Annotated in this window: 20 protein-coding genes; 9 read left to right on the top strand and 11 right to left on the bottom strand. The window is 63.1% G+C overall.

The window, feature by feature from the left end:
• Nucleotides 1-69: 69 nt before the first annotated feature.
• Nucleotides 70-1,140 carry a DUF748 domain-containing protein gene (locus NAO55_RS03175; protein WP_102840279.1) on the bottom strand — a complete coding sequence of 357 codons (1,071 nt, stop codon included), beginning with the start codon at nucleotides 1,138-1,140 and terminating at the stop codon, nucleotides 70-72.
• A gap of 124 nt (nucleotides 1,141-1,264) precedes the next feature.
• Between NAO55_RS03175 and cysK the strand changes: the two genes are divergently transcribed.
• Nucleotides 1,265-2,239 carry a cysteine synthase A gene (gene cysK / locus NAO55_RS03170; protein WP_102840280.1) on the top strand — a complete coding sequence of 325 codons (975 nt, stop codon included), beginning with the start codon at nucleotides 1,265-1,267 and terminating at the stop codon, nucleotides 2,237-2,239.
• A gap of 24 nt (nucleotides 2,240-2,263) precedes the next feature.
• Here cysK and NAO55_RS03165 read toward each other — a convergent pair whose 3' ends face one another.
• Complete coding sequence (locus tag NAO55_RS03165; RefSeq protein ID WP_102840281.1) at nucleotides 2,264-3,181, bottom strand: DMT family transporter; 918 nt, start codon at nucleotides 3,179-3,181, stop codon at nucleotides 2,264-2,266.
• 124 nt (nucleotides 3,182-3,305) lie between these two features.
• On the opposite strand from NAO55_RS03165, the gene aceK reads away from it, so the two are divergent.
• Nucleotides 3,306-5,027, top strand: a complete 1,722-nt coding sequence (aceK, locus tag NAO55_RS03160; RefSeq protein WP_063540473.1) for a bifunctional isocitrate dehydrogenase kinase/phosphatase — start codon at nucleotides 3,306-3,308, stop codon at nucleotides 5,025-5,027.
• Nucleotides 5,028-5,235: 208 nt separating this feature from the next.
• Nucleotides 5,236-5,361, top strand: coding sequence for a PA1414 family protein (locus tag NAO55_RS03155; protein ID WP_256070032.1), 126 nt, complete (start codon nucleotides 5,236-5,238; stop codon nucleotides 5,359-5,361).
• 9 nt (nucleotides 5,362-5,370) lie between these two features.
• On the opposite strand, the gene NAO55_RS03150 is transcribed toward NAO55_RS03155, so the two are convergent.
• Nucleotides 5,371-6,039: a glutathione S-transferase gene (locus NAO55_RS03150; RefSeq protein ID WP_102840282.1), complete on the bottom strand. Its 669-nt coding sequence runs from the start codon at nucleotides 6,037-6,039 to the stop codon at nucleotides 5,371-5,373.
• 86 nt (nucleotides 6,040-6,125) lie between these two features.
• On the opposite strand from NAO55_RS03150, the gene NAO55_RS03145 reads away from it, so the two are divergent.
• A complete protein-coding gene (locus tag NAO55_RS03145) occupies nucleotides 6,126-6,710 on the top strand; it encodes a tRNA-uridine aminocarboxypropyltransferase (protein ID WP_102840283.1) in 585 nt (194 codons plus the stop codon).
• 37 nt (nucleotides 6,711-6,747) lie between these two features.
• Here the strand turns inward: NAO55_RS03145 and NAO55_RS03140 are convergent, their stop codons facing one another.
• Both NAO55_RS03140 and NAO55_RS03135 read right to left on the bottom strand, forming a co-directional pair.
• Nucleotides 6,748-7,167: a YbaN family protein gene (locus NAO55_RS03140; RefSeq protein WP_063540470.1), complete on the bottom strand. Its 420-nt coding sequence runs from the start codon at nucleotides 7,165-7,167 to the stop codon at nucleotides 6,748-6,750.
• 215 nt (nucleotides 7,168-7,382) lie between these two features.
• Nucleotides 7,383-7,970, bottom strand: a complete 588-nt coding sequence (locus NAO55_RS03135; RefSeq protein WP_102840284.1) for a UPF0149 family protein — start codon at nucleotides 7,968-7,970, stop codon at nucleotides 7,383-7,385.
• A 174-nt stretch (nucleotides 7,971-8,144) separates the two neighbouring features.
• Here NAO55_RS03135 and recQ point away from each other — a divergent pair, with 174 nt between their 5' ends.
• Both recQ and NAO55_RS03125 read left to right on the top strand, forming a co-directional pair.
• Nucleotides 8,145-10,268: a DNA helicase RecQ gene (gene recQ / locus NAO55_RS03130; RefSeq protein WP_102840285.1), complete on the top strand. Its 2,124-nt coding sequence runs from the start codon at nucleotides 8,145-8,147 to the stop codon at nucleotides 10,266-10,268.
• 181 nt (nucleotides 10,269-10,449) lie between these two features.
• Nucleotides 10,450-10,881, top strand: a complete 432-nt coding sequence (locus tag NAO55_RS03125; protein ID WP_013983076.1) for a MarR family transcriptional regulator — start codon at nucleotides 10,450-10,452, stop codon at nucleotides 10,879-10,881.
• On the opposite strand, the gene NAO55_RS03120 is transcribed toward NAO55_RS03125, so the two are convergent.
• Nucleotides 10,878-13,067, bottom strand: a complete 2,190-nt coding sequence (locus NAO55_RS03120; RefSeq protein ID WP_102840286.1) for a patatin-like phospholipase family protein — start codon at nucleotides 13,065-13,067, stop codon at nucleotides 10,878-10,880. The genes NAO55_RS03125 and NAO55_RS03120 overlap by 4 nt on opposite strands.
• A 70-nt stretch (nucleotides 13,068-13,137) precedes the next feature.
• On the opposite strand from NAO55_RS03120, the gene NAO55_RS03115 reads away from it, so the two are divergent.
• Nucleotides 13,138-13,419: an Rdx family protein gene (locus tag NAO55_RS03115; protein ID WP_102840287.1), complete on the top strand. Its 282-nt coding sequence runs from the start codon at nucleotides 13,138-13,140 to the stop codon at nucleotides 13,417-13,419.
• A 5-nt stretch (nucleotides 13,420-13,424) separates the two neighbouring features.
• Here NAO55_RS03115 and NAO55_RS03110 read toward each other — a convergent pair whose 3' ends face one another.
• From NAO55_RS03110 to NAO55_RS03095, 4 genes are all read right to left on the bottom strand, one after another.
• Complete coding sequence (locus tag NAO55_RS03110; RefSeq protein WP_102840410.1) at nucleotides 13,425-14,303, bottom strand: DMT family transporter; 879 nt, start codon at nucleotides 14,301-14,303, stop codon at nucleotides 13,425-13,427.
• A gap of 139 nt (nucleotides 14,304-14,442) precedes the next feature.
• On the bottom strand, nucleotides 14,443-15,201 hold the full coding sequence (locus tag NAO55_RS03105) for a helix-turn-helix domain-containing protein (RefSeq protein WP_102840288.1): 759 nt from the start codon (nucleotides 15,199-15,201) through the stop codon (nucleotides 14,443-14,445).
• Nucleotides 15,202-15,277: 76 nt separating this feature from the next.
• Nucleotides 15,278-16,666 carry an adenylate/guanylate cyclase domain-containing protein gene (locus NAO55_RS03100; protein ID WP_102840289.1) on the bottom strand — a complete coding sequence of 463 codons (1,389 nt, stop codon included), beginning with the start codon at nucleotides 16,664-16,666 and terminating at the stop codon, nucleotides 15,278-15,280.
• A gap of 251 nt (nucleotides 16,667-16,917) precedes the next feature.
• Nucleotides 16,918-17,235, bottom strand: coding sequence for an Mpo1-like protein (locus NAO55_RS03095; protein ID WP_102840290.1), 318 nt, complete (start codon nucleotides 17,233-17,235; stop codon nucleotides 16,918-16,920).
• A 125-nt stretch (nucleotides 17,236-17,360) separates the two neighbouring features.
• On the opposite strand from NAO55_RS03095, the gene NAO55_RS03090 reads away from it, so the two are divergent.
• Together NAO55_RS03090 and NAO55_RS03085 are read left to right on the top strand one after the other, a co-directional pair.
• On the top strand, nucleotides 17,361-18,374 hold the full coding sequence (locus tag NAO55_RS03090) for an AraC family transcriptional regulator (protein WP_102840291.1): 1,014 nt from the start codon (nucleotides 17,361-17,363) through the stop codon (nucleotides 18,372-18,374).
• Nucleotides 18,375-18,454: 80 nt separating this feature from the next.
• Nucleotides 18,455-19,378 carry a DUF808 domain-containing protein gene (locus tag NAO55_RS03085; protein ID WP_102840292.1) on the top strand — a complete coding sequence of 308 codons (924 nt, stop codon included), beginning with the start codon at nucleotides 18,455-18,457 and terminating at the stop codon, nucleotides 19,376-19,378.
• Here NAO55_RS03085 and NAO55_RS03080 read toward each other — a convergent pair whose 3' ends face one another.
• Nucleotides 19,379-20,830, bottom strand: a complete 1,452-nt coding sequence (locus tag NAO55_RS03080; RefSeq protein ID WP_063540460.1) for a TrkH family potassium uptake protein — start codon at nucleotides 20,828-20,830, stop codon at nucleotides 19,379-19,381.
• Nucleotides 20,831-20,842 lie beyond the last annotated feature (12 nt).

Below are 20,842 nucleotides of genomic sequence, written 5' to 3'. Positions count from 1 at the left end.
CGACTGTGAACGCGAGCGCATCATTCAGTCACTGAATGGCTGGCTTGGAGTTTCTGGTGACGCTGCCATTCACTCATCGTCGCCCATGGCGCGCTCGAAGCGGGCCGTGAAGGCCTCGACGAATCCGTTGCGCAATATGGCGATGAACGCCTGGAACGGGCTGACTTCGGTGTCCTTGGTGGTACCCGACAGCTCGACGCGGGTAGCGAATTGGTCCTTACGCTGATTCTGCAGCACTTCCTGACCGCCGCCGACGACAGCCTCCCACAGTCCGCGCAGGAAGCCCTTGTCATCATTTTCGACATCCTGTTCGTAATCGAAGACGTCGACGTCGCGCAGCAGCGGCTTGATGTAGCCGTCGAGCTGGCTGTCTTTGGCTGCCACTTCGAGCACCAGGTCGCCGGTGCCGCCGGCGAAATCGAAGTTGCCATAGGCACGGCTGAAGTCGTTCAGCTGCTTGAGTGGAACGTCCGTCACCCGAAGATCGACCTCGAAATCTTCCCAGTCGGTGAAAGGATCGAAGCGGGCGCTGGCTTCGATCGGTGCCTGATCGAACAGCTTGCCAGTGCCTTCGAAGGTCGCGGTACGGGTGCCGTCGGCATCGTCGGTGTTGGTCAGGTTGTACAGGGTCGCCTGGATATCGCTGGCATAGACATGCACTTGCGGGTCGGAGGAAAAGTTGCGGAACGACAGTTGGCCATCGATGACGCGGATTTCGTTCAGCGTGATCGGTACCAGGGCCTCGAGCTGATCGCGCCAATCGACGCCTTCGCCGCTCTGCGAGTCGCCACTGTCGCCACCGTCGACGAAGTTCAGGTGCGGTTGCTCGAAGGTCACTTCGCCGACGATCTCCTGGTGGTCCAGGATGGCGTTCCAGCTGATGGCGATATCGATACCCGGTGCCTTGAACAGCGGTGCCTGCACGCGCTTGTCCTTCTTCTCGATCAGCAGCCCTTCGATACGATAGGCCCCGCGCCACCAGGCCAGATCGACATCTTCGACATGGCCCTGGTAATCCCCCATGTCAGCCATCTTGTCGTTCAGGTAGTTGCGTACCAGATGCGGCAGGGCAAGGTGCAGCAAGAGCAGCAGCAGGCCGAGCGCGAGCAGGATCCACAGAGGAAACAGGCGACGAGTCATGGCATTCCGGAGGATGACTGGGTGTTGACGATGGACCCCGCCCGGCACCCTTGAGTTCGGCTGGACTGTCGCCTGGACTGCGCATAGTCTGATCGGTCTGGTACACCTCGGACAGGGCATTCCCATGAGTCGCATATACGCAGACAACGCACGCTCCATCGGCAACACTCCGTTGGTCATGATCAACCGTCTCGGCCCGAAGGGCGTCAGCATCATGGCCAAGATCGAAGGGCGCAATCCGGCGTATTCGGTGAAGTGCCGGATCGGCGCCGGCATGATCTGGGACGCCGAAGACAGCGGCCGGATCAAGCCCGGCATGACGCTGGTCGAGCCCACCTCCGGAAACACCGGGATCGGCCTGGCGTTCGTCGCCGCGGCACGCGGTTACAAGCTGATGCTGACCATGCCGGCCTCGATGAGCCTGGAACGGCGCAAGGTGCTCAAGGCGCTCGGCGCCGAGCTGGTGCTCACCGAGCCTGCCAAGGGCATGAAGGGCGCTATCGAGAAAGCCGCCGAGATCGCCGCCTCGAACCCGGAGCAGTACTACATGCCGCAGCAGTTCGAGAATCCGTCCAACCCGGCAATTCACGAAAAGACCACCGGGCCGGAAATCTGGAATGACACCGATGGCGGCATCGACGTGCTGGTCGCCGGTGTCGGTACTGGTGGCACCATTACCGGGGTGTCGCGCTACATCAAGAACACCAAGGGCAAGCAGATCCTCAGCGTTGCCGTGGAACCGAGCAGTTCCCCGGTGATCAGCCAGACCCTGGCCGGCGACGAGGTCAAGCCAAGTCCGCACAAGATCCAGGGCATCGGCGCTGGCTTTGTGCCGAAGAACCTCGACCTGTCGATGGTCGATCGCGTTGAACTGGTCGATGACGAAGAGGCCAAGCAGATGGCGCTTCGCCTGATGCGCGAGGAAGGCATCCTCTGCGGTATTTCCTGTGGCGCGGCGATGGCCGCGGCGGTGCGGCTGGCCGAGCGTCCGGAAATGCAAGGCAAGAACATCGTGGTGATCCTGCCCGACTCGGGTGAACGCTACCTGTCCAGCATGCTGTTCAGTGACATGTTCAGCGAGCAGGAGCTGGTGCAGTAAGGCGCTTGCGTCGCGGCTGCCGGATCAGCCGCGGCGCAGATCGGTTCGTGGCTGGAGCGGCGTTCCCGGACGCAGAATCAGCCACAAGGCCAGCGCGATCAGCGCACCGCCCTGGACATAGGCCCAGGACAGCGGCTCATCGAGCAACAGCACGCCCCACAGCACGCCGAATGGCGGGATCAGGAACGTCACGGTCAGGGTTCTCACCGGGCCGATGTCCGCCAGCAGGCGGAAATACAGGATGTAGGCGAAGGCCGTGCAGACCAGCCCGAGCCCCAGCAGGCTGAGCCATACGGTCTGATCGCCCCAGCTGCGCGGCGGTGCCTGCAGCAGCGAGAGGCCGAACAGGGGCAGCAGACACAGCATGGCGCCGGCCTGGCTGGCAAAGGCCACCATCTCGCTGTTCAGTCCATCGCCCCGCTGATTGATCCAGCGGCGGGTAAGAAATCCACCCAGGCCATAACAGGCCGTAGCACCCAGGCAGGCCAGCGCGCCGAGTAGCAGATCGGCATCCAGTGGCACCGGACCAATGCGCATCAACAGCGCGACGCCGCCGAGCCCGCTGAGCACTCCGACGATCTTCGCCAGAGCCAGCTCCTCGGCGAAGAACAGCGCGCCGATCAGTACCCCCATCATCGGCGTCGTCGCATTGAAGATGGCCGAATAGCCCGCCGGCACCAGTTGGGCCGCTACCGAATACAGGGCGAACGGCAGTCCCGAATTGATCATGCCAAGCACCAGGCATAGGCCGAACTTACCTCGGAAGTCCCAGCGGGTGCGCATCAACACAAGAATCACCAGCAGGCCGGCGGTGCCCAGCAACACACGGAAAAACGCCGTGGGAAAGGTGCCAAGTACCGGCGCGATGATGCGCAGAAAGAGGAAGCTCGCGCCCCAGATGGCAGCAAGGGCGAGCAGTCGAAGCAGATCGAGCGGGCGCATGACGGGGCTCCATCGATGGAGCGGCAAGTGTTGTCGCCCTTGGCGCAACTGGCAATCCGAAACCGACTTTCAAACCGCGGGCTGCTAAGCTCGGCGGACTTCCAGACCCTGCAGCGAGGGCAGCATGGTGCAGCATGAACTGGCCGTGGATATAGCGCGGCAGATCCTTCTCGGCTTCGACGACTACCGTGAGCAGTTCCGTCTGATTACCGAGGGTGCGCGGGCACGCTTCGAGCAGGCCCAGTGGCAGGAGGCGCAGCGCGCTTCGGCGGCGCGGATCAATCTCTACGAAGAAAAGGTCGGCGAAACCCGGCGCCGCTTGCTGGACAGTTTCGATCATGCCGATTTGCTAGAGGTCGAGGCCTGGCCGCAGATCAAGAGCGCCTACATCGATCTGATCAATCCGCGCTTCGACGATGAGCTGTCGGAGACCTGGTACAACTCGATCTTCTGCGGCTTGTTCAGCCACGACTGCATCAGCGACCGCACCATGTTCATCCAGACCACCCGGCCGGCGGTGCGTGCCCATGAGCGCATGGCACAAACCCGCACCTACCAACCCAATGGTGATCTGGCGGGCATGCTGGAGCAGATCCTGCGCGACTATGCGTTTTCGGTACCTTACTGCGATCTGTCGGGCGATCTGCGGCGGCTGCAGACGCAGTTGCAGGAAACCCTGCCCGACTGGGTGTGCAAGGATCCCGAGTTGATGGTCGAGCTGTTCGTCTCGGTCCTCTATCGCAACAAGGGCGCATACCTGCTCGGACGGATCTTCACGCGCGACGAACAATGGCCGCTGGTGATACCGCTGCTGCACCGCGAGGACGATGGAATCGTCGCCGACGCCCTGATAACCGACGAGGCGGAGGTGTCGATCATCTTCTCCTTCACTCGCTCCTATTTCATGGTCGAAGTGCCGATTCCTGCCGAGTTCGTTGGTTTTCTCAAACGCATCCTGCCGGGCAAGCACATCGCCGAACTCTATACCTCGATCGGCTTCTACAAGCACGGCAAGTCCGAGTTCTACCGCGCGCTGATCGACCATCTGGCCAACACCGATGACCGCTTCGTCATGGCGCCCGGTGTGCGTGGCATGGTGATGACGGTGTTCACCCTGCCGGGCTTCAACACGGTGTTCAAGTTGATCAAGGACCGCTTCTCACCGGTCAAGAGCGTCAATCGAGCCAACGTCATCGAGAAGTATCGCCTGGTCAAGAGCGTCGATCGGGTAGGGCGCATGGCCGATACCCAGGAGTTCGCCGACTTCCGCTTTCCCAAGTCGAAGTTCGAGCCCGAATGCCTGGCCGAACTACTGGAGGTCGCGCCGTCGACGGTCGAGGTGCAGGGCGATACGGTGCTGGTGCGCCATTGCTGGACCGAGCGGCGCATGACGCCCTTGAACATCTATCTGGAGCACGCCAGCGAGCAGCAGGTGCGCGAGGTGCTGGAAGATTACGGCCTGGCCATCAAGCAACTGGCGGCGGCCAATATCTTTCCTGGGGACATGCTGCTGAAGAACTTCGGCGTCACGCGCCATGGCCGGGTGGTGTTCTACGACTACGATGAGATCAGCTTTCTTACTGAGGTGAATTTCCGCCACATCCCGCCGCCGCGTTACCCCGAAGACGAGATGGCGTCCGAGCCCTGGTACTCGGTAGGGCCGAACGATGTCTTCCCGGAGGAGTTTCCGCGCTTTTTGTTCGCCGATCATGGGCAGCGACGGCTCTTCGCCAGCCTGCACGGTGAACTCTACGACGCGGATTACTGGAAAGGTCTGCAGGATGCGATCCGTGATGGGAAGGTCATCGACGTGTTTCCCTATCGGCGCAAGGCGGACCGCAACTGATTGGCTGCGCGGCCGTCCCGGCCGTCGGCGAATCCTGAACGCCTCCTGCCGGGTTGGGTCGCAGTTGTAAAGCGCCGTAACAAAGCGCTGACGGCTCCGGGGCTGCCGCTGGCGACATGCACGAGCGCTTGTGTGGAAGTTGAATTATGCTGGTGACGAAGCCTGCATGGCTCCGATGTAACCCGTTATCTCGCAGGAGGGTGTGACCATGAAAGCAAGGCTCTATGAAACGTTCTGGAAGTTGGCGGTCACGCTTGGGCTGATCCAGCCGCCGCGCATGCAGCCTATTCCGGTACGCGCCCGTCGCGAGCAGGAGCGTCGCCAGTCTCGTTGAGGCCGGGCTCTAGGCGTTCGGCAGCGCGGGACCTCCGCGCTCCACGGCTCGTTGATAAGCGGGCCGCTGCTTTATGCGATGCAGGAAGTCCATCAGGCGTGGGCGGCTATCGTCCAGGCCGCCTCTGGCGCGCACCGCCTCGATCGGAAAGCTCATCTGAATATCCGCTGCGCTGAAGCTCTCGCCAGCGAACCAGGCCGAGCGGGCGAGTTCCGACTCCATGTAATCGAGATGAGTCTTCAGTTGCGGCCCGATGAAGGCGCGCTGGGCGCCCTTGGCAATGGCCCGCGCCACCGGCCTGACGAAGAACGGCATAGGGCCGTCGGCGACTCGGTCGAAAACCAGTTTCAGCAACAAAGGCGGCATCGCCGAACCTTCCGCGTAATGCATCCAGTAGCGAAACCGACGATGGTCTGCCGCATCGTGCGGCCTCAAACGTCCGTTGCCGTAGCGCTCCAGCAGATACTCCAAGATGGCCCCCGACTCGGCCAGCGTTAGGTCGTCGTCGGTGATGACCGGGGATTTTCCAAGCGGATGAATCGCTCTCAGTTCAGCAGGCGCGAGCATCGTCTTCGGGTCACGTGGGTAGCGCTTGAGTTCGTAGAGCAGTTCCAGTTCTTCCAGCAGCCAGAGCACGCGATGCGAGCGTGAGTGGTTCAAGTGATGGACGGTGATCATGCCGGCTCCTCTTGGTGGGTCGGCCCAAGCATAGCCGCTCTGCAGAGCGCTGCTCGGTATGGCAGACTCCGCGGCCGAGGTGAATCATGTCCCGTCCATGTTGTTCGCGCTGTCAGCGCCCGTTAGCCCATTGCCTGTGCGAATTGATCCCGGCGTTGGACAGCCGTACCCGGTTGCTCATCCTGCAGCACCCCAGCGAGGCGGGGCATGCGCTGAATACTGCGCGGCTGGCGGCGCTCGGGCTTCGCAATGCGCAATTGAAGATCGCCGAGCGCTTCGAAGAGGATGTCGATGCCGATCGGCCGAGTTACCTGCTATTTCCCGGGGAGGGCGCCTTGCCGGTGAGCAGCCTCGCCGATGCAGGGAGCTCGCTACGGCTGATCGTGCCGGATGGCACCTGGCGAAAGGCGCGCAAGCTGCTGCACGTCAATCCGTGGCTCGCGGCGCTGCCGCGGGTTGAGCTACCAGCGGGGCTGACGTCGCGCTATCGCTTGCGCAAAGCGCCGATGCCCGGCGCGTTGTCGACCATCGAGGCGATCGTAGCGGCGCTCGATATTCTCGAAAGCCCGCGACGTTACGACGAGCTGTTACGCCCGTTCGAGGCATTGATCGAAGGTCAGATCAGCGCGATGGGCTCGGAGGTCTTCCAGCGCAACCACGGCAGTCGATAGCGACCTGGTCCTATTCGGCAGGCTGCGGAAGCTGGTGCTATCTGGCTTCAGGTTGCTTGGCGATCGACAGGGTCTTCTGCCGGAGGATGTAGAGGGTCACCAGGGTGGCGCTGAGCAACATGCCCACGCGGGCCCAGAACAACGGGACCAGCCAGCAGGACACGCCAATGCTGAGCCACATGGTCGCTATGGTGTAGACCTTGCCCTTGAGCGGTATGCCGTGTCCTTCCAGATAGTCGCGAAACCATGGGCCCAGGCGCGGGTGACCAACCAGCCAGTCGTAGAAACGTTGCGAGCTGCGCACGAAGCAGGCAGCGGCCAGCAACAGGAACGGGGTGGTGGGAAGCACCGGCAGGAAGATGCCGATGACCCCAAGGGCGACGGCGAGCCAGCCCGCCGCCAGCAGAAGCGAGCGGATAAGGGGGTTACGATGCTGGCGAACGTCGCGGTGGCTCATGCCGGGCTACCTCTCGCCGTTTGCCGGTCCGCTGTGAAGTCTCTGGATATGGCAGCCGTTGCTCGATCGGTTTCTGCCATGCCGCGGCGGGCAATCAGAATGCACGGACATGCTGAACGAGCCTCCTCTGGTAAGCCCGCTGCCGCGGGCCGGTGCCGCGCGCGGTGGCACCGCGCCGGCTGAACTCGATCTGCGCTTTGTTGAGGTCGTCGGGGTCAGTGGCGACGCGGCTTGAGCAGGGCCGGTTTTTCCTCAGGCGCATGGCAGATGAGGTACAGCGCCGTCAGCAGTTCCGGAATCTGCGCGACCATTTCGTCGACCAGATCGGGGTTGTCGGCGATATCGGCGAACTCCGGCTGTTCATCGAACAGGCCCGAACCCACCATGATCGGTAGCAGCAGCTCGCTGACTTCTTCCTCGGCGTCTTCGAACCAGACCGCCTCGCGCATGAATACGCCTTCCATGAAGCCGATGCACCAGCCTCGCAAGTCGGATTCGTCGGGCTCCTCACCCAGGTCAAGCTCGCAGGGCAGTTCCATGTCCTCGTCGCTAGCCAGCTGACGAGCGATATGGGCCTTGAGCTGGACAAGCGTGGCCTCGATGGCCTCGCGCTCGGTGTCATCCTTGTACTTGGGGGGCTCGGAGAACAGCGCATCGATCCATTCGCGCTCGGGCACCTGTTCGGAACAGATGCACAGAGCCGTCAGGTAGCCATGGGCGGCGATGTAATCCAGTGCTTCCTCGTGCAGGTCATCTGCATCCAGGAAGACTTGCAGGCGGGCGAGTTGCTCGGCGAATGACATCGGGAACTACCTTGGGGTGGGAAGACAACCCGGATTCTAGACGAGGCGCGGGGCGCAGGCTACTCAAGCCTGCGGAGCGCCGCCTGGGCAGGGGCGACTCGTCCGTTAGCGGGCCGCGGTCCTGAACTCGCGGTCCCGCTGGCGTATACTGCGCGCCTTGTTTCGGAGACCGGCATGCTCGACCAGGCACAGCGCATCCTCAAAGACGTATTCGGCTATGACGCCTTTCGTGGCAACCAGGGCGCGATCATCGAGCGGGTCGGCGGTGGCGGCGATGCGCTGGTGCTGATGCCGACGGGCGGCGGCAAGTCGCTGTGCTATCAGGTCCCGGCGCTGTTGCGCGAAGGCCTGGCAGTGGTGGTGTCGCCATTGATCGCCTTGATGGATGATCAGGTTGCCACGCTTGAGGAATTGGGTGTCGCGGCTGTTGCGCTCAACTCCACGCTTGGCGCCGAGGAGCAGCGCGACATCGCCGAGCGCATCCGGCGCGGCGAGATCAAGATGCTCTACCTGGCGCCCGAGCGGCTGGTCCAGCCGCGCATGCTGGCGTTTCTGCAGCGGCTGGATATTGCGCTGTTCGCCATCGATGAGGCTCACTGCGTCTCGCAGTGGGGGCACGACTTCCGTCCCGAATACATGCAGCTCGGGCAGCTGGCCGAGTTGTTTCCCGAGGTGCCGCGCATCGCCCTGACCGCCACGGCAGACAAGCGTACCCGGGAAGAGATCGTTCAGCGCCTGCACCTGGAGAACGCCGAGCGCTTTCTCTCCAGCTTCGACCGCCCGAACATCTTCTATCGCATCGTGCCGAAGGAGCAGCCACGCAAGCAGCTGCTCGGCTTTCTCGCCGAGCGCCGTGGCGATGCCGGCATCGTCTACTGCATGTCGCGCAAGAAGGTCGATGATCTCGCCGCATTCCTGACCGAGCAGGGCTTTCCGGCGCTGCCTTACCATGCCGGGTTGTCCAGCGATCTGCGCGCCTATCACCAGAAGCGCTTCCTCAATGAGGAAGGCCTGATCATGGTCGCGACCATCGCCTTCGGCATGGGCATCGACAAGCCCAACGTGCGCTTCGTCGCTCATCTCGACCTGCCAAAGTCGCTCGAGGCGTATTACCAGGAGACCGGGCGAGCAGGGCGTGATGGCCTGCCGGCGGACGCCTGGATGGCCTATGGCCTGCAGGACGTGATCTTTCTCAAGCAAATGCTCAACAACTCGGAAGGAGACGAGCGGCATAAGCGCGTCGAGCAGCACAAGCTCGACGCCATGCTGGCGCTATGTGAGGAGACTCGTTGCCGACGTCAGGCGCTGCTGGCCTACTTCGACGAAGAACTGCCCAACCCATGCGGGCACTGCGACAACTGCGTCGACGGCGTGCAGACCTGGGACGCTACCGAGCCGGCACGCCAGGCGCTTTCGGCGATCTATCGCAGTGGCCAGCGCTACGGCGTTGGCCATCTGGTCGACCTGCTGCTTGGGCGCGACAACGACAAGGTACGCGGCCTCGGCCATCAGCATCTGTCAGTGTTCGGCGTCGGCAAGGCGTTGTCCGAGGGTGAATGGCGCTCCCTGTTCCGCCAGCTGGTCGCCCGCGGTTTGGCCGATGTCGATCTCGAAGGCTTCGGCGGCCTGCGGTTGAGCGATAGCTGCCGCCCGCTGCTGCGTGGTGAAGTCACCCTCGAGCTGCGCCGGGATCTATCCAGCAAGGCGCCGAAACCGGCTGCCAGTGCTGCCAGCCAGTTGGTGCGCGGCGAAGAGCGGGAGACCTGGGAGGCGCTGCGCGCACTGCGCCGCAAGCTGGCCGAAGAGCACAGCGTGCCACCGTACGTGATCTTCCCGGACGCCACCCTGCTGGAGATGCTGCGCAGCCAGCCGGCATCGCTCGCGGACATGGCGCGTATCAGTGGTGTCGGTGCTCGCAAGCTGGAGCGCTACGGCCAGGCGTTCCTCGAAGTGCTGCAAGGAACTGCGCAGGCGGCGAGGTCGCCAGCCGACCTGCGGCATGAGTTGATCAGCCTGGCGCGGGCCGGCATGACGCCCATGCAAATCGCGCGTCAGCTGGACTGCAGCGAGAAGAACGTCTACGCCATGCTGGCCGAGGCGATCGGGCAGCAGCAGTTGAGTCTTGAGCAGGCACTCGACCTGCCCGAAGAACTACTCGGCGAGATTCAGGAAGCCTTCCTTGATGGCGAGGGCGAGCTGCCGCCGGTCAGCGCCGTGGCCGCCCAGTTCGCCGATCGTGTGCCGGAGCAGGTGCTCTACTGCGTGCGCGCCGCACTGCAGGTCGAGTTCGAATTGTAACCGGGTGCATCGCATTCAACGCCGCAAGGCGCAGCGCTGAGGGCATTGCACGGCTATATCTGGGCGCGTAGTGCCTTCATTTCGACTTCTGTCGGGCTATCAACGGCAAAAGGTCGTCTTGCCTGCATTTCAGAGCTGTGATTAGCTCACTAATAATTAGTTTTTGCAGGAAAAGTCGTACATGTACGCCGAGCAACATCGCTTCGCCATGCAACTGGCACAACTCTCGCGTGGCTGGCGCGCGGAACTGGACCGCCGCCTGGCCGATCTGGGGCTGTCACAGGCACGTTGGCTGGTGCTGCTGCACCTTGCTCGTTTCGATCACGAACCTACTCAGCGCGAGCTGGCGCAGAGCGTGGCGGTGGAAGGCCCAACGCTGGCGCGTCTGCTCGATAGCCTCGAAGCGCAGGGGCTCGTGCACCGCAAGGCTTCGGCGGAAGATCGGCGTGCCAAACGAATATCGCTGGGCGCACCGGCACTGCCGCTGATCGAGAAAATCGAGGCGATTTCCACCCAGGTCCGCCAGGAAGCATTTGCCGGCATCGACGAGGAGGATCTGCGCAAGTGCCAGCAGGTGCATGCGCGAATTCTCGCCAATCTGGACAAGCGCTAGAAGCTGCGTCCCAGGTTCATGTAGAGCGCCTGCTCGTCCTCGTCATTGACGCCGTAGCCGAAGTTCAACGGGCCCAGCGGCGTGTCGTAGCCAAGGAATACGCTGGCTGCGTTGATGTAGCCACTGTCGAAGTCGTTGCCGTTGTTCCAGGCACGCCCGCGCTCCAGTGATGCTCCCAGATACACCGGGAAATCCAGCGGCAGGAAGCTGCGTTGCGTCATGCGACGGTAGTAAACCACCCGCCCCAGGCTGATGTTCTGCCCGGCCAGCGCGTCCTGACGGAAGCCTGATAACTGCCGCGCTCCGCCGAGGAGAAAACTCGACGTCACGACCTCGGCATCGTCCAGTGTGCGACCGTAGCGCCCGCCGAGCACCCAGGTATTGGCATCCTGGCTAAGCGCCTTGTCCAGCTTGAGCTGCCATTGCCGGTAGCGCTGATCCGAGCTCAGGCTGGGGTCGTACTGGCGCAGGGTCAGGCGAATGTCTTCGCCTTCGCGCGGAAAATCGACATCGTCCAGCGTGTCGAACGAGTACTGCAGCTCGTAGTAGCCTTCGGTGAAGCTGAAGTCCGGCAGGTCGCGCTCACCGATCCGAACGTCTGCCTCGCCCCAGGCCTGGCCGATACCGAAGCGGATCTCGCCATTGTTGGCAATCTGGCGACCCAGATTCATACCGTAGCCGTAGCGCTGCAGGCGATATTCGGCGATCGGATCGTTGTCGAGAATGGCCTCGATGTTCTGCGCTTCGATGAACAGATTCGGCGCGACGAACCAGCGTGAGCCTGCATCCAACGGCTGGTAGAACTCGCTGTATAGCTCCTGACGGTCGCCCAGCTGCAAGCGCGTGAGCCATTCGGCACCCAGTTGGTTGATGCCGTTCTTCCGGTAGCTGGCGCCCAGGTTGAATACGCTGTCGCCCTGGAAGTCGTCGGACAGGCTGAGTCCCAGGCGCAAGTAATCGGTGCCGCTGCGCTTCTCGCGCGCACTGATGACCAGCGTATTGCCCAGCTTGCCGCGCTGGACGCGGTATTCGACCCGCTCGAAGTAATCCAGTCCGTAGAGCGTGCCCATATCCTTCTGCAGGTCTTCCAGATCGAGCGGCTCGCCCAGCCGCTGGCGGATGTGCCGGCGGATAACTGCGTCGCCCACCTTGGAATCGTTGTCCACCCGGATCGCGGTGATCACGGGTGTGCGCGGGTCGCTTGAGCGTGCCAGGCTGAGCGCGGGGTTGCCGCCGGTTGTGGTACGCAGCTCGGCCAGGCGCCCCTCGAGGGCGAGCGTGGCGCGGTAACCGGCATCGACCAGCTGCTCGGCGCGGTCGAAGTCGGTCGAGCCATAAGCCGCCAGTGGGGGTTGGATGAGCAGGTCCTGAGGCTGCAGCGTCGCCAGCTGCGCCTCGGAGTTGCGCCGCGTCATCATCGTCGTGGTCTGGTTCAGTACATCGACCACGGTCAGCAGTTCCTTGCGCGGCTTGAGCGGCGTACCGATGTCGACCACGATGAGCCGATCGACGCCCATGTCGCGCGCCACGTCCATTGGGATGTTGTCTACCATGCCGCCGTCGACCAGCAGCCGGTCTTCGATTTCCACCGGTGCGAACACCGCCGGGATCGACATGCTGGCGCGAATGACCTGCGGCAGGTGGCCGCTGCGGAAGACCACCTTCTCATCGTTGGCAATGTCGGTGGCCACGGCGCGGAACGGTATCGGCAGCTGGTCGAAGTTGCGGGTATCGCTGGCATGGAGGACCAGCAGGCGCTCGAGCAGCAGGGCGAGATTCTGGCCCTGGATCACGCCCAGCGGCAGGCCGAGGCTACCGTCGTCGCGAAAGCTGAGCTTCTGTTTGATCAGAAAGTCGCGATCATCCTGCTTGCGGCGGTAAGGGATGTCCTGGCGTGGCGGATCGTCGGACAGCACCTGTTGCCAGTCGAGGGTCAGGGCCAGGCGCTCCAGCTCGGCCACGCTGTAGCCGGCCGCGTACAGCCCACCGACTACAGCGCCCATGCTGGTGCCGGCGATCGCATCGACACGCACGCCTTGCTCCTCCAGCGCCTTGAGTACGCCGACGTGGGCGAGGCCGCGCGCCGCGCCGCCGGACAGAACCAGGCCAACCTTCGGCTGGGCCGGCTCGGCTGCGGCAAGTGGCAGGGCGACGAGCAATAGCAGGGCAGAGAGCAGGCGGAACATGGCTTGGGACCGGGGTGAGCTTGGCGGGGCGGCTATTATAGGCCGCCATACACCGATCAGAGACGCCACCATGACCCATGCCAAGCCCGAGATCGCCATTACCTACTGCACGCAATGCCAATGGCTGCTGCGCGCGGCCTGGCTGGCCCAGGAGCTACTTTCGACCTTTGCCGACGATCTCGGTCGCGTGTGCCTGGTCCCGGCTACCGGCGGCACCTTTCACATCACCTGCGACGGCGAGCAGATTTGGGAGCGCAAGCGCGATGGTGGCTTTTCCGAGGCCAAGGAGCTGAAGCAGCGGGTACGTGACCGCATCGACCCGCAGCGGTCGTTGGGCCACAACGACCGCTGAGCGGATCAGCTGACCAGCTTCGGAACGGCGCCAGGCGGGCTCTTCAGCCGGCTGGTGACGATGCTGGCGACGATGATCATCGCTCCGCCCAGCAGCATGCGCAGAGTCGGCTGCTCGTTGAACAGCCACCAGGCAAAGGCGATACCGTAGACCGGCTCCAGAGCAAAGATCACCGACGTGGTGCGTGCCTTCAGGACGCGCAAGCTGGCGACGAACAGGCTATGGGCCAGTCCCGTGCAGAGTATCCCGAGCAGGGCCAGCCAGAGCCAGTCCGGTGCTGGCACGGCGGGAAGGCCTCGCCAGCTCCACGGCAGCAGGCAGGCGAAGACCGCGAGATTCTGCCAGAGCGCCGAGTGCACCGGATCCAGACCGCGGGTGACCGCTCGGTTGAGCAGCGACAGCAACGCGAACAGCAGTCCCGAGAGCACGCCGTAGAGGAGGCCCGCAGTCGGGGCGCTGTCGAGGTCGAACGTAGGTGCTACCAGTAGCAGACCCGCGCATACAAGGCCGACCATTGTGAATTCGACGGCACGGGTGCGTTCGCGAAACAGAACGCCTTCGAGCAGCACGGTGAAGGCTGGGAAGCTGGCGAAACCGAGCGTGGCGATGCCGACCCCGGCGATCTTTACCGCGATGAAGAACGTCAGCCAGTGTGCGCCGAGCAGCAGGCCACCGAGCGCCAGTCTGCCGCGCTGTCGCCAATCCGGCAGCGCACCGCTGGGCTTGAGTAATTGGGCGACGAGCAGCAGGGCCAGTACGGCGAACAGCGCGCGGCCGAAGGTAATGATCAGCGCCGGACTGTCGGCCAGTTTTCCGAGCACGCCGGAGAGGCCGAACATCAGTGCGCCGAGATGGATCGCCAGCAGGGCGTTGCGTGGTGTCATGACCGGCACGAGCGTCCGGGCGCTGCGCACCGGCCAGATTGTGGATGGATCGAACGCGAAATGTTCATGGGGTTGCCGTTGCCTGCAATTGCCGTTGAAGGCCCCATGCTAGACCGCGACGGTGTGCCAGTCTGTCGCGTTACTGCCGGGTTTTATCGCGAAACTCGCGTCGCAACGCTCGTGGCGTACAGCCCCGTTCTCGGACCAGCGCGGCGGTGAAGGCGCTTTGCGAGCTATAGCCCACCCGCGCGGCGATCTCGCCGATCGGCAGGTGGGTTTCGTGCAACAGCTTCTCGGCGTGGAGCAGGCGGCGTTGACGTACGTAGTCGATCGGTGTGCGCCCGGTTTCCTCGAGCAGCCGTGCGTGCAGACGTGCAGCCGAAAGGCCAGCGACCCGTACAAGGTCAGTGACTTGCAGCGGATGCGCCAGATGTCGGTCGATAAAGGCATCGATCGCCGCCAGCCCGAGCGTTCGGCCGCCACGCGGCTGCACTGGCTCCCCGGCCAGGCTGGCCAGCAAGAGGACGCCACCCTGTTCGGCCACCAGTGGATCGTTGATCGGGCCGTTGGCCAGCCAGGTAATGAGGTTGCACTGAGCGGGTGTCAGCTGCAGGGTGTTCGGTCGGTCCAGCAGGCGCAGGCTGTGCTCGGTGTGGCGGCCCAGGTGTTCACTCACCCAGCGCTCGGATGGAACGTCCAGCACCAGGCAGAGACTGCCCTTGGTGCTCGAGCAGGCGTGATGCACTGCTGAGGGAATCACTGCCAGGCGCTGTTCGCCGACGCAGCTACCGCGCCCGGCAATCTCGAATTCCAGCAAGCCATCCAGGCCGAATACCAGTTGCGGATGGTCATGGGTATGCGCGATGAGATCATGGCGATAGTTGCGCAGCGAAAGCATGAAGCTGGTTCTCGTGGGGGCAGGCATCGCAGAATGCGGAGCCTGCGGAAAACGGCCAGAAGCTTGTCTCAGGTAATCAGAGGATGACCTTGTCGCGAAGTTTTTCGGCAGCCTGCTGCAGGGCCTGGATGACTCGCTCCTTGTCGAAGTTCTGCACGCCATTGGTGTCGAGATACATGGAAAAGCCCGGCAGTTCGTGTTCGACGAAACTGCAGGTGGCGCCCAGGTCGCGGCGGAAGTCGACCACCTCATAGATCTGTACCGGGCGGGAGAAGCCCTTGACCGCGATCTGGCCCTTGTCGCGGCACATGATCACGTCCTTGATCAGCGAATAGGTCTCGTGCGAGACCAGAATCTCGCTGGCCTCGGCAGCGCTTTCCAGACGGCTGGCAAGGTTCACTTCGCGGCCAATGATGGTGTAGTCCATGCGCGTATCGGCGCCGAAGTTGCCCACCGTGCAGTAACCGGTATTGATGCCCATGCGGATCTCCATCGGGCGCGTGATGCCCTGCGCGCGCCATTGCTGGCGCAGCACCTTCATGTGCTTGCGCATGGCGATGGCCATGGATACCGCGGCCACTGCATCCTTCTTCGCGCCCTGGCTGGTTGGGTCGCCGAAGAACACCATGACGCAGTCGCCGACGAATTTGTCGATGGTGCCGCCGTACTTGAGGGCGATCTTCGACATTTCGTTGAGGTAGTTGTTGAGCAGGTCGGTGAGGGCTTCGGCTTCCAGCTCTTCGGACAGTTCGGTGAAGCCCTTGATGTCGGAGAAGAATACGGTGAGGCGTTTGCGTTGGGTCTCGAGGCGCACGCTGCGCTTGCCGGTAAAGATCGATTCCCATACCTGCGGTGAGAGGTACTTGGCGAGGTTGCGGGCGAGGCGAGCGGCCTTGGCCTGTTCCGTCTCGATCTCCTTGCGTGCCTGGGCCAGGCGTTGGCCCTGTTGATGAACGAAATAGGCCGTGGCGCAGACGTAGAAGGTGGTGAAGAGGATGCTGACCAGCGAGACCAGTGGCGGTGTGGTGCCCTGGTAGGTCAATGGCAGCAGCAGGTAACCGGCCCCGAGTCCGATCACGACGCACACCAGTGCCAGCGTCAGGTTGCGCAGGCTGCCGATGACCAGCGCACTGAAACTGAGGGTGAGCAGGAACATCAGACTGGGTACGACCGAGAAACCGAGCAGGTAAATGCCGGCCCCGGCGTTCAGCGCATCCAGGCAAAGCAATGCCTGCGAGGTCCGCTCGGGATGGTCGCGCTTGAAGCGGTAGCTCAGGTGATAGGCCAGGTGTGGGTAGAGCAGTGCGTACGGCACCATCCACAGCAGGTCTATCGAGAAGTACTGGGTGTAGGTTCCGGCTGCAAGCGTGGCGGCGCAGGCCAGGTAGGCGAGCACACGAGAGTAGTACTCGCGTAACGGGCGAGTAGCGAGGCCATTGCGGCGCTCAACCGTGCTGGAAGTCATGTGTGCTTACGATCCCTGGTAATGATTCGACGCCTTTTTCTATGCGTCTTGCAGGCTGAGGCGGGGGTCGTCGCACGCACGATCTGCTGTGAGACGGTTGTCGAGCTGCGCTCAGCCTTGCCATTGCGCAGCCCGCTCGGCGGTCAGCGGCTGCGCGATAGCCGGGTGATCATAACCAAGCGGCGCTGCATCGCCAAACCAGAGGTTGAAAAGAATGGTGGCATCGGTCGGATATGCTGCCACCGTCGCACTCAGAAGCGGATTCGGCCGGTCAGCATGTCCCTGAACATGACCCAGTCGCCGAGAAAACTGTACAGCGGGTACTGGAAGGTGGCCGGGCGGTTCTTCTCGAATATGAAGTGGCCGACCCAGGCGAAGCCATAGCCGGCCAGCGGCATCGCCAGCAGCCATGCCCATTGTCCGGTGAATAGGGCGTAGCCGAGGATCGTCAGTACCAGCAGGCTGCCGACGAAGTGCAGCCGGCGACAGGTCGGGTTGCTGTGCTCGGCCAGGTAGAACGGGTAGAAATCGGCAAAGCGGGTGAAGCGTTCGGCGGTTTGCGTTTTCATGGCGTACCTCCTGTTATTGTCGTCGGCCAGCTTAGCCTTGCCTTGTCCGGCCGGTCAGTGACAATCAGGGCCAGTTTAGTAGCCTTGGGCTTCGTAGCCCGATCATTCGAAGAACAAGAAGCCTCATGAGCGAACGCACCACTTCATCCAGTTGGGCGCAGGGCATCGTCCAGGCGCTGGAGTCGGCAGGCGTAGACTGCCGGCAGCTGTTCACAGAGCTAGGCCTGGACTACGCGGCCCTCAACGATGCCGACGCCCGTTTCGCCCAGGACGACATGACTCGCCTGTGGCAGCGCGCCGTGGAGGTTTCCGGCAACCCGGCGATCGGCCTGGACATGGCCCGCCAGGCCCGCCCGGCTGCGTTGAACGTGGTGGGCTACGCCCTGATGTCCAGTCGCAATCTGCAGGACGGGTTCGCCCGTCTGGTGCGCTATCAGAGAATCATCGCCGAGGGGGCTGATCTGGACTTCCAGCCCTGCGCCCAGGGCTACCGCCTCAGTCTGACCATCCACGGCGATTGCCTGCCGCCTGCCCGGCAAAGCGCCGAGGGCTCGCTGGCCGGCTGCCTGACGTTTTGCCGCTGGTTGACCGGTACGGCTTTGCGGCCGCTGGAAGTCAGCTTCCAGGGCCCGGCGCCCGATGATCTGGAGCCCTATCGGCAGCTGTTCCAGGCCCCGCTTCGTTTCGGCGCAGCACGCTACGCGCTGCTGTTTCGCCAGGCTGATGTCGAAGCCCCGCTGCCGACGGCCAACGAAGCCCTGGCGCAACTGCATGACCGCTTTGCCGGCGAATACCTCTCGCGTTTCGTCGATACGAGGGTGATGCACCAGGCTCGGCAGATGCTGTGCCGGATGCTGCCGCAAGGAGAACCCCGGCGCGAGACAGTGGCGCAGGCGCTGTGCCTGTCCGAGAGGACCCTGCAGCGCCGCTTGCAGGAGGAAGGCAGCAGCTTCCAGAAGTTGCTCGACGATACGCGCCGCGATCTGGCGGTACAGTACCTTTGCCAACCGGATCTGGCGCCTCTGGCGATCGCCTATCTGCTCGGCTTCGCCGATCCGAGCAACTTCTATCGCGCCTTCAAGCGCTGGTTCGGGGTGACGCCCGGCGAATACCGTCTGGCTCTGCGAGGGCATGCCTAGGAACCTGTTCTGGCGTACATAGCCTTATCTACGACGGGCGGCTACGGCTGCGAAACATTTCAACCGATGGAGACATGCAATTGGCCAGCAGCCTGCTCGCACTGATCGACGATATCGCGACCGTGCTCGACGATGTGTCGGTAATGACCAAGGTCGCGGCGAAAAAAACCGTGGGGGTACTGGGCGATGACCTTGCGCTCAACGCCCAGCAAGTCACTGGCGTCAAGGCCGATCGCGAGTTGCCGGTGGTCTGGGCAGTGGCCAAGGGTTCGTTTCGCAACAAAGCGATTCTGGTGCCTGCGGCGCTACTGATCAGCGCGTTCATCCCCTGGGCGATCACGCCACTGTTGATGCTGGGCGGCGCGTTCCTCTGCTATGAGGGTTTCGAGAAGCTCGCGCATCGTTTCCTGCATCACGATGACGCCAGGGAGCATGCCGAAACGGTAAAGGCCCTTGCGGACCCCTCGGTGGATATCGTCGCGTTCGAAAAACGCAAGATCAGTGGCGCTGTGCGTACTGATTTCATCCTCTCGGCCGAGATCATTGCGATCACCCTCGGAACGGTCGCGGCTGCGACTTTTACGCAGCAGGTGCTGGTGCTAGTGGGCATCGCCATCGTCATGACCGTAGGGGTGTACGGGTTAGTGGCCGCGATCGTCAAGCTGGACGATCTCGGACTGGCACTGAGCAGGAAATCCAGCGGCGCGGCGAGCGCCTTCGGGCGCGGCATCCTCGTGGTCGCGCCCTGGTTGATGAAGGCCTTGTCAGTGGTTGGTACGGCCGCGATGTTCATGGTCGGCGGGGGCATTCTCACCCACGGCATCGGCGCTGTTCATCATTTCATCGAAAGCAGCGCCCATGATGCGCTCGGGCTGCCCTATGTCGGCGTGGTGCTCGGCGGACTGCTGCCGACGCTGCTCGATGCGGCGTTCGGCATTCTGGCCGGCGGTGTGGTGCTTGCGCTGGTAAGCCTCGGCGGGCGGCTGTTCAGGCGCAGCAGCTGATCAGTGCCGCCAGAACGCGGGCGTCAGCAGCACCAGGACGGTGATGATTTCCAGCCGTCCGAGCAGCATGCCAATCGACAGTAGCCATTTCGCGGTGTCCGGCAGCGTCGAGAAGTTGCCGGCCGGGCCGATGATCTCGCCCAGGCCCGGACCGACGTTGCAGACGGCGGTTGCTGCGCCGGTCAGCGCCGTGATGGGGTCGAGTCCGAGCAGCGCCAGGCACAGCGCCAGCACGCCAATGGTCATGGTGATGAAAAAGGAGAATGTGAGGATCGAGCGAACGATTTCCTCGTCCAGGTTGTGCCCGTTGTATTGCTGGCGGATGACCGCGCGGGGGTGGATCAGTTGCTTGAAGTTGGCGCGTAGCAGCGAGTAGGCCACCTGGAAGCGGAACATCTTCAAGCCGCCCGACGTCGAGCCCGAGCAGCCGCCGATGAAGGTCAGGTAGAAGAACGCCATCACCGCGAAACCGCCCCACTGGGTGTAGTCATCCACGGCGAAGCCGGTGGTGGTGACCACCGATACCACGCTGAAGGTGACGATGCGCAGCGCATCCAGTGCCGGCACATCGTTGTTCAGCCAGTACCAGCCGCTGAACAGCAGGCTCGTGATGGCCAGCATGAGCACGAACCCGCGCACCTGTTGGTCCTTGAGCAGCGCAGTGCGATGGCCGCGCAAGGTCATGACGTACAGCGTGAACGGCAGGCTGCCGAGGATCATGAAGAAGACTGCGACCCAGTGGGCGGAGGGGCCGAACTTGCCCATCGAGGCGTCCGAGGTGGAGAAACCGCCGGTGGCGACGGTGGACATCGCATGGTTGATGGCATCGAAGGCGCTCATGCCGGTCAGCAGGAAGGCGATGAAAGCCGCAAGCGTGAAGGCCACGTAGATCATCAGCAGGTACTGGCCAGCAATATGCGAACGCGGCATGACCTTTTCCGACCAGTCGGAGGATTCGGTCTGAAACAGCCTCATGCCACCAACCCGCAGCAACGGCAGGATCGCGATGGCCATACCGATGAAGCCGATGCCGCCCAGCCAGTGCAGCAGCGACCGCCACATGAGCAGGCCGGGCGAAGCGTTGTCCAGCCCGGAAATTACCGTGGCGCCGGTGGTGGTGATGCCGGACATGGTTTCGAAGAACGCGTCGGAGTAGCTGACATGCTGGATCAACATCAGCGGTAGTGCGGCGAAGCAGCACACCACCACCCAGCTGATGGTGGTCAGGAAGTACATGTCGCGCGGTCGCAGCTGGGTATTGGCCGGCCTGCCCGGGGCGACCAGCGCGAAACCACAGGAAAAGGTGATCAGGCTACCCCAGATGAACGCCTGCAGATCATCGGTGCGTTCGAATACGAGCAAGGTCAGCATGGGAATGATCATGCTCACGGCCAGCGTGATCAGGAAAATGCCGAGTATGAAACCGATGATGCGCAGGGTCGGCAAAGCCATGTAGGGGTGCTC

It is taken from the genome of Stutzerimonas frequens, from assembly GCF_024448335.1.
Taxonomy (GTDB): Bacteria; Pseudomonadota; Gammaproteobacteria; order Pseudomonadales; family Pseudomonadaceae; genus Stutzerimonas; species Stutzerimonas frequens.
Note: the sequence above shows the minus strand (reverse complement) of the source record. Positions and strands in the feature narration are given on the sequence as shown.

Bases quoted from the DNA above. Each gene is read 5' to 3' on its own strand.
- cysK (WP_102840280.1), top strand. From the start codon at position 1,265: ATGAGTCGCATATACGCAGACAACGCACGCTCCATCGGCAACACTCCG.
- NAO55_RS03115 (WP_102840287.1), top strand. From the start codon at position 13,138: ATGACCCATGCCAAGCCCGAGATCGCCATTACCTACTGCACGCAATGC.
- NAO55_RS03155 (WP_256070032.1), top strand. From the start codon at position 5,236: ATGAAAGCAAGGCTCTATGAAACGTTCTGGAAGTTGGCGGTCACGCTT.
- NAO55_RS03080 (WP_063540460.1), bottom strand. From the start codon at position 20,830: ATGGCTTTGCCGACCCTGCGCATCATCGGTTTCATACTCGGCATTTTC.
- NAO55_RS03165 (WP_102840281.1), bottom strand. From the start codon at position 3,181: ATGCGCCCGCTCGATCTGCTTCGACTGCTCGCCCTTGCTGCCATCTGG.
- NAO55_RS03175 (WP_102840279.1), bottom strand. From the start codon at position 1,140: ATGACTCGTCGCCTGTTTCCTCTGTGGATCCTGCTCGCGCTCGGCCTG.
- NAO55_RS03110 (WP_102840410.1), bottom strand. From the start codon at position 14,303: ATGACACCACGCAACGCCCTGCTGGCGATCCATCTCGGCGCACTGATG.
- NAO55_RS03145 (WP_102840283.1), top strand. From the start codon at position 6,126: ATGTCCCGTCCATGTTGTTCGCGCTGTCAGCGCCCGTTAGCCCATTGC.
- recQ (WP_102840285.1), top strand. From the start codon at position 8,145: ATGCTCGACCAGGCACAGCGCATCCTCAAAGACGTATTCGGCTATGAC.
- NAO55_RS03100 (WP_102840289.1), bottom strand. From the start codon at position 16,666: ATGACTTCCAGCACGGTTGAGCGCCGCAATGGCCTCGCTACTCGCCCG.
- NAO55_RS03095 (WP_102840290.1), bottom strand. From the start codon at position 17,235: ATGAAAACGCAAACCGCCGAACGCTTCACCCGCTTTGCCGATTTCTAC.
- NAO55_RS03135 (WP_102840284.1), bottom strand. From the start codon at position 7,970: ATGTCATTCGCCGAGCAACTCGCCCGCCTGCAAGTCTTCCTGGATGCA.
- NAO55_RS03150 (WP_102840282.1), bottom strand. From the start codon at position 6,039: ATGATCACCGTCCATCACTTGAACCACTCACGCTCGCATCGCGTGCTC.
- NAO55_RS03120 (WP_102840286.1), bottom strand. From the start codon at position 13,067: ATGTTCCGCCTGCTCTCTGCCCTGCTATTGCTCGTCGCCCTGCCACTT.
- aceK (WP_063540473.1), top strand. From the start codon at position 3,306: ATGGTGCAGCATGAACTGGCCGTGGATATAGCGCGGCAGATCCTTCTC.
- NAO55_RS03105 (WP_102840288.1), bottom strand. From the start codon at position 15,201: ATGCTTTCGCTGCGCAACTATCGCCATGATCTCATCGCGCATACCCAT.
- NAO55_RS03140 (WP_063540470.1), bottom strand. From the start codon at position 7,167: ATGAGCCACCGCGACGTTCGCCAGCATCGTAACCCCCTTATCCGCTCG.
- NAO55_RS03090 (WP_102840291.1), top strand. From the start codon at position 17,361: ATGAGCGAACGCACCACTTCATCCAGTTGGGCGCAGGGCATCGTCCAG.
- NAO55_RS03125 (WP_013983076.1), top strand. From the start codon at position 10,450: ATGTACGCCGAGCAACATCGCTTCGCCATGCAACTGGCACAACTCTCG.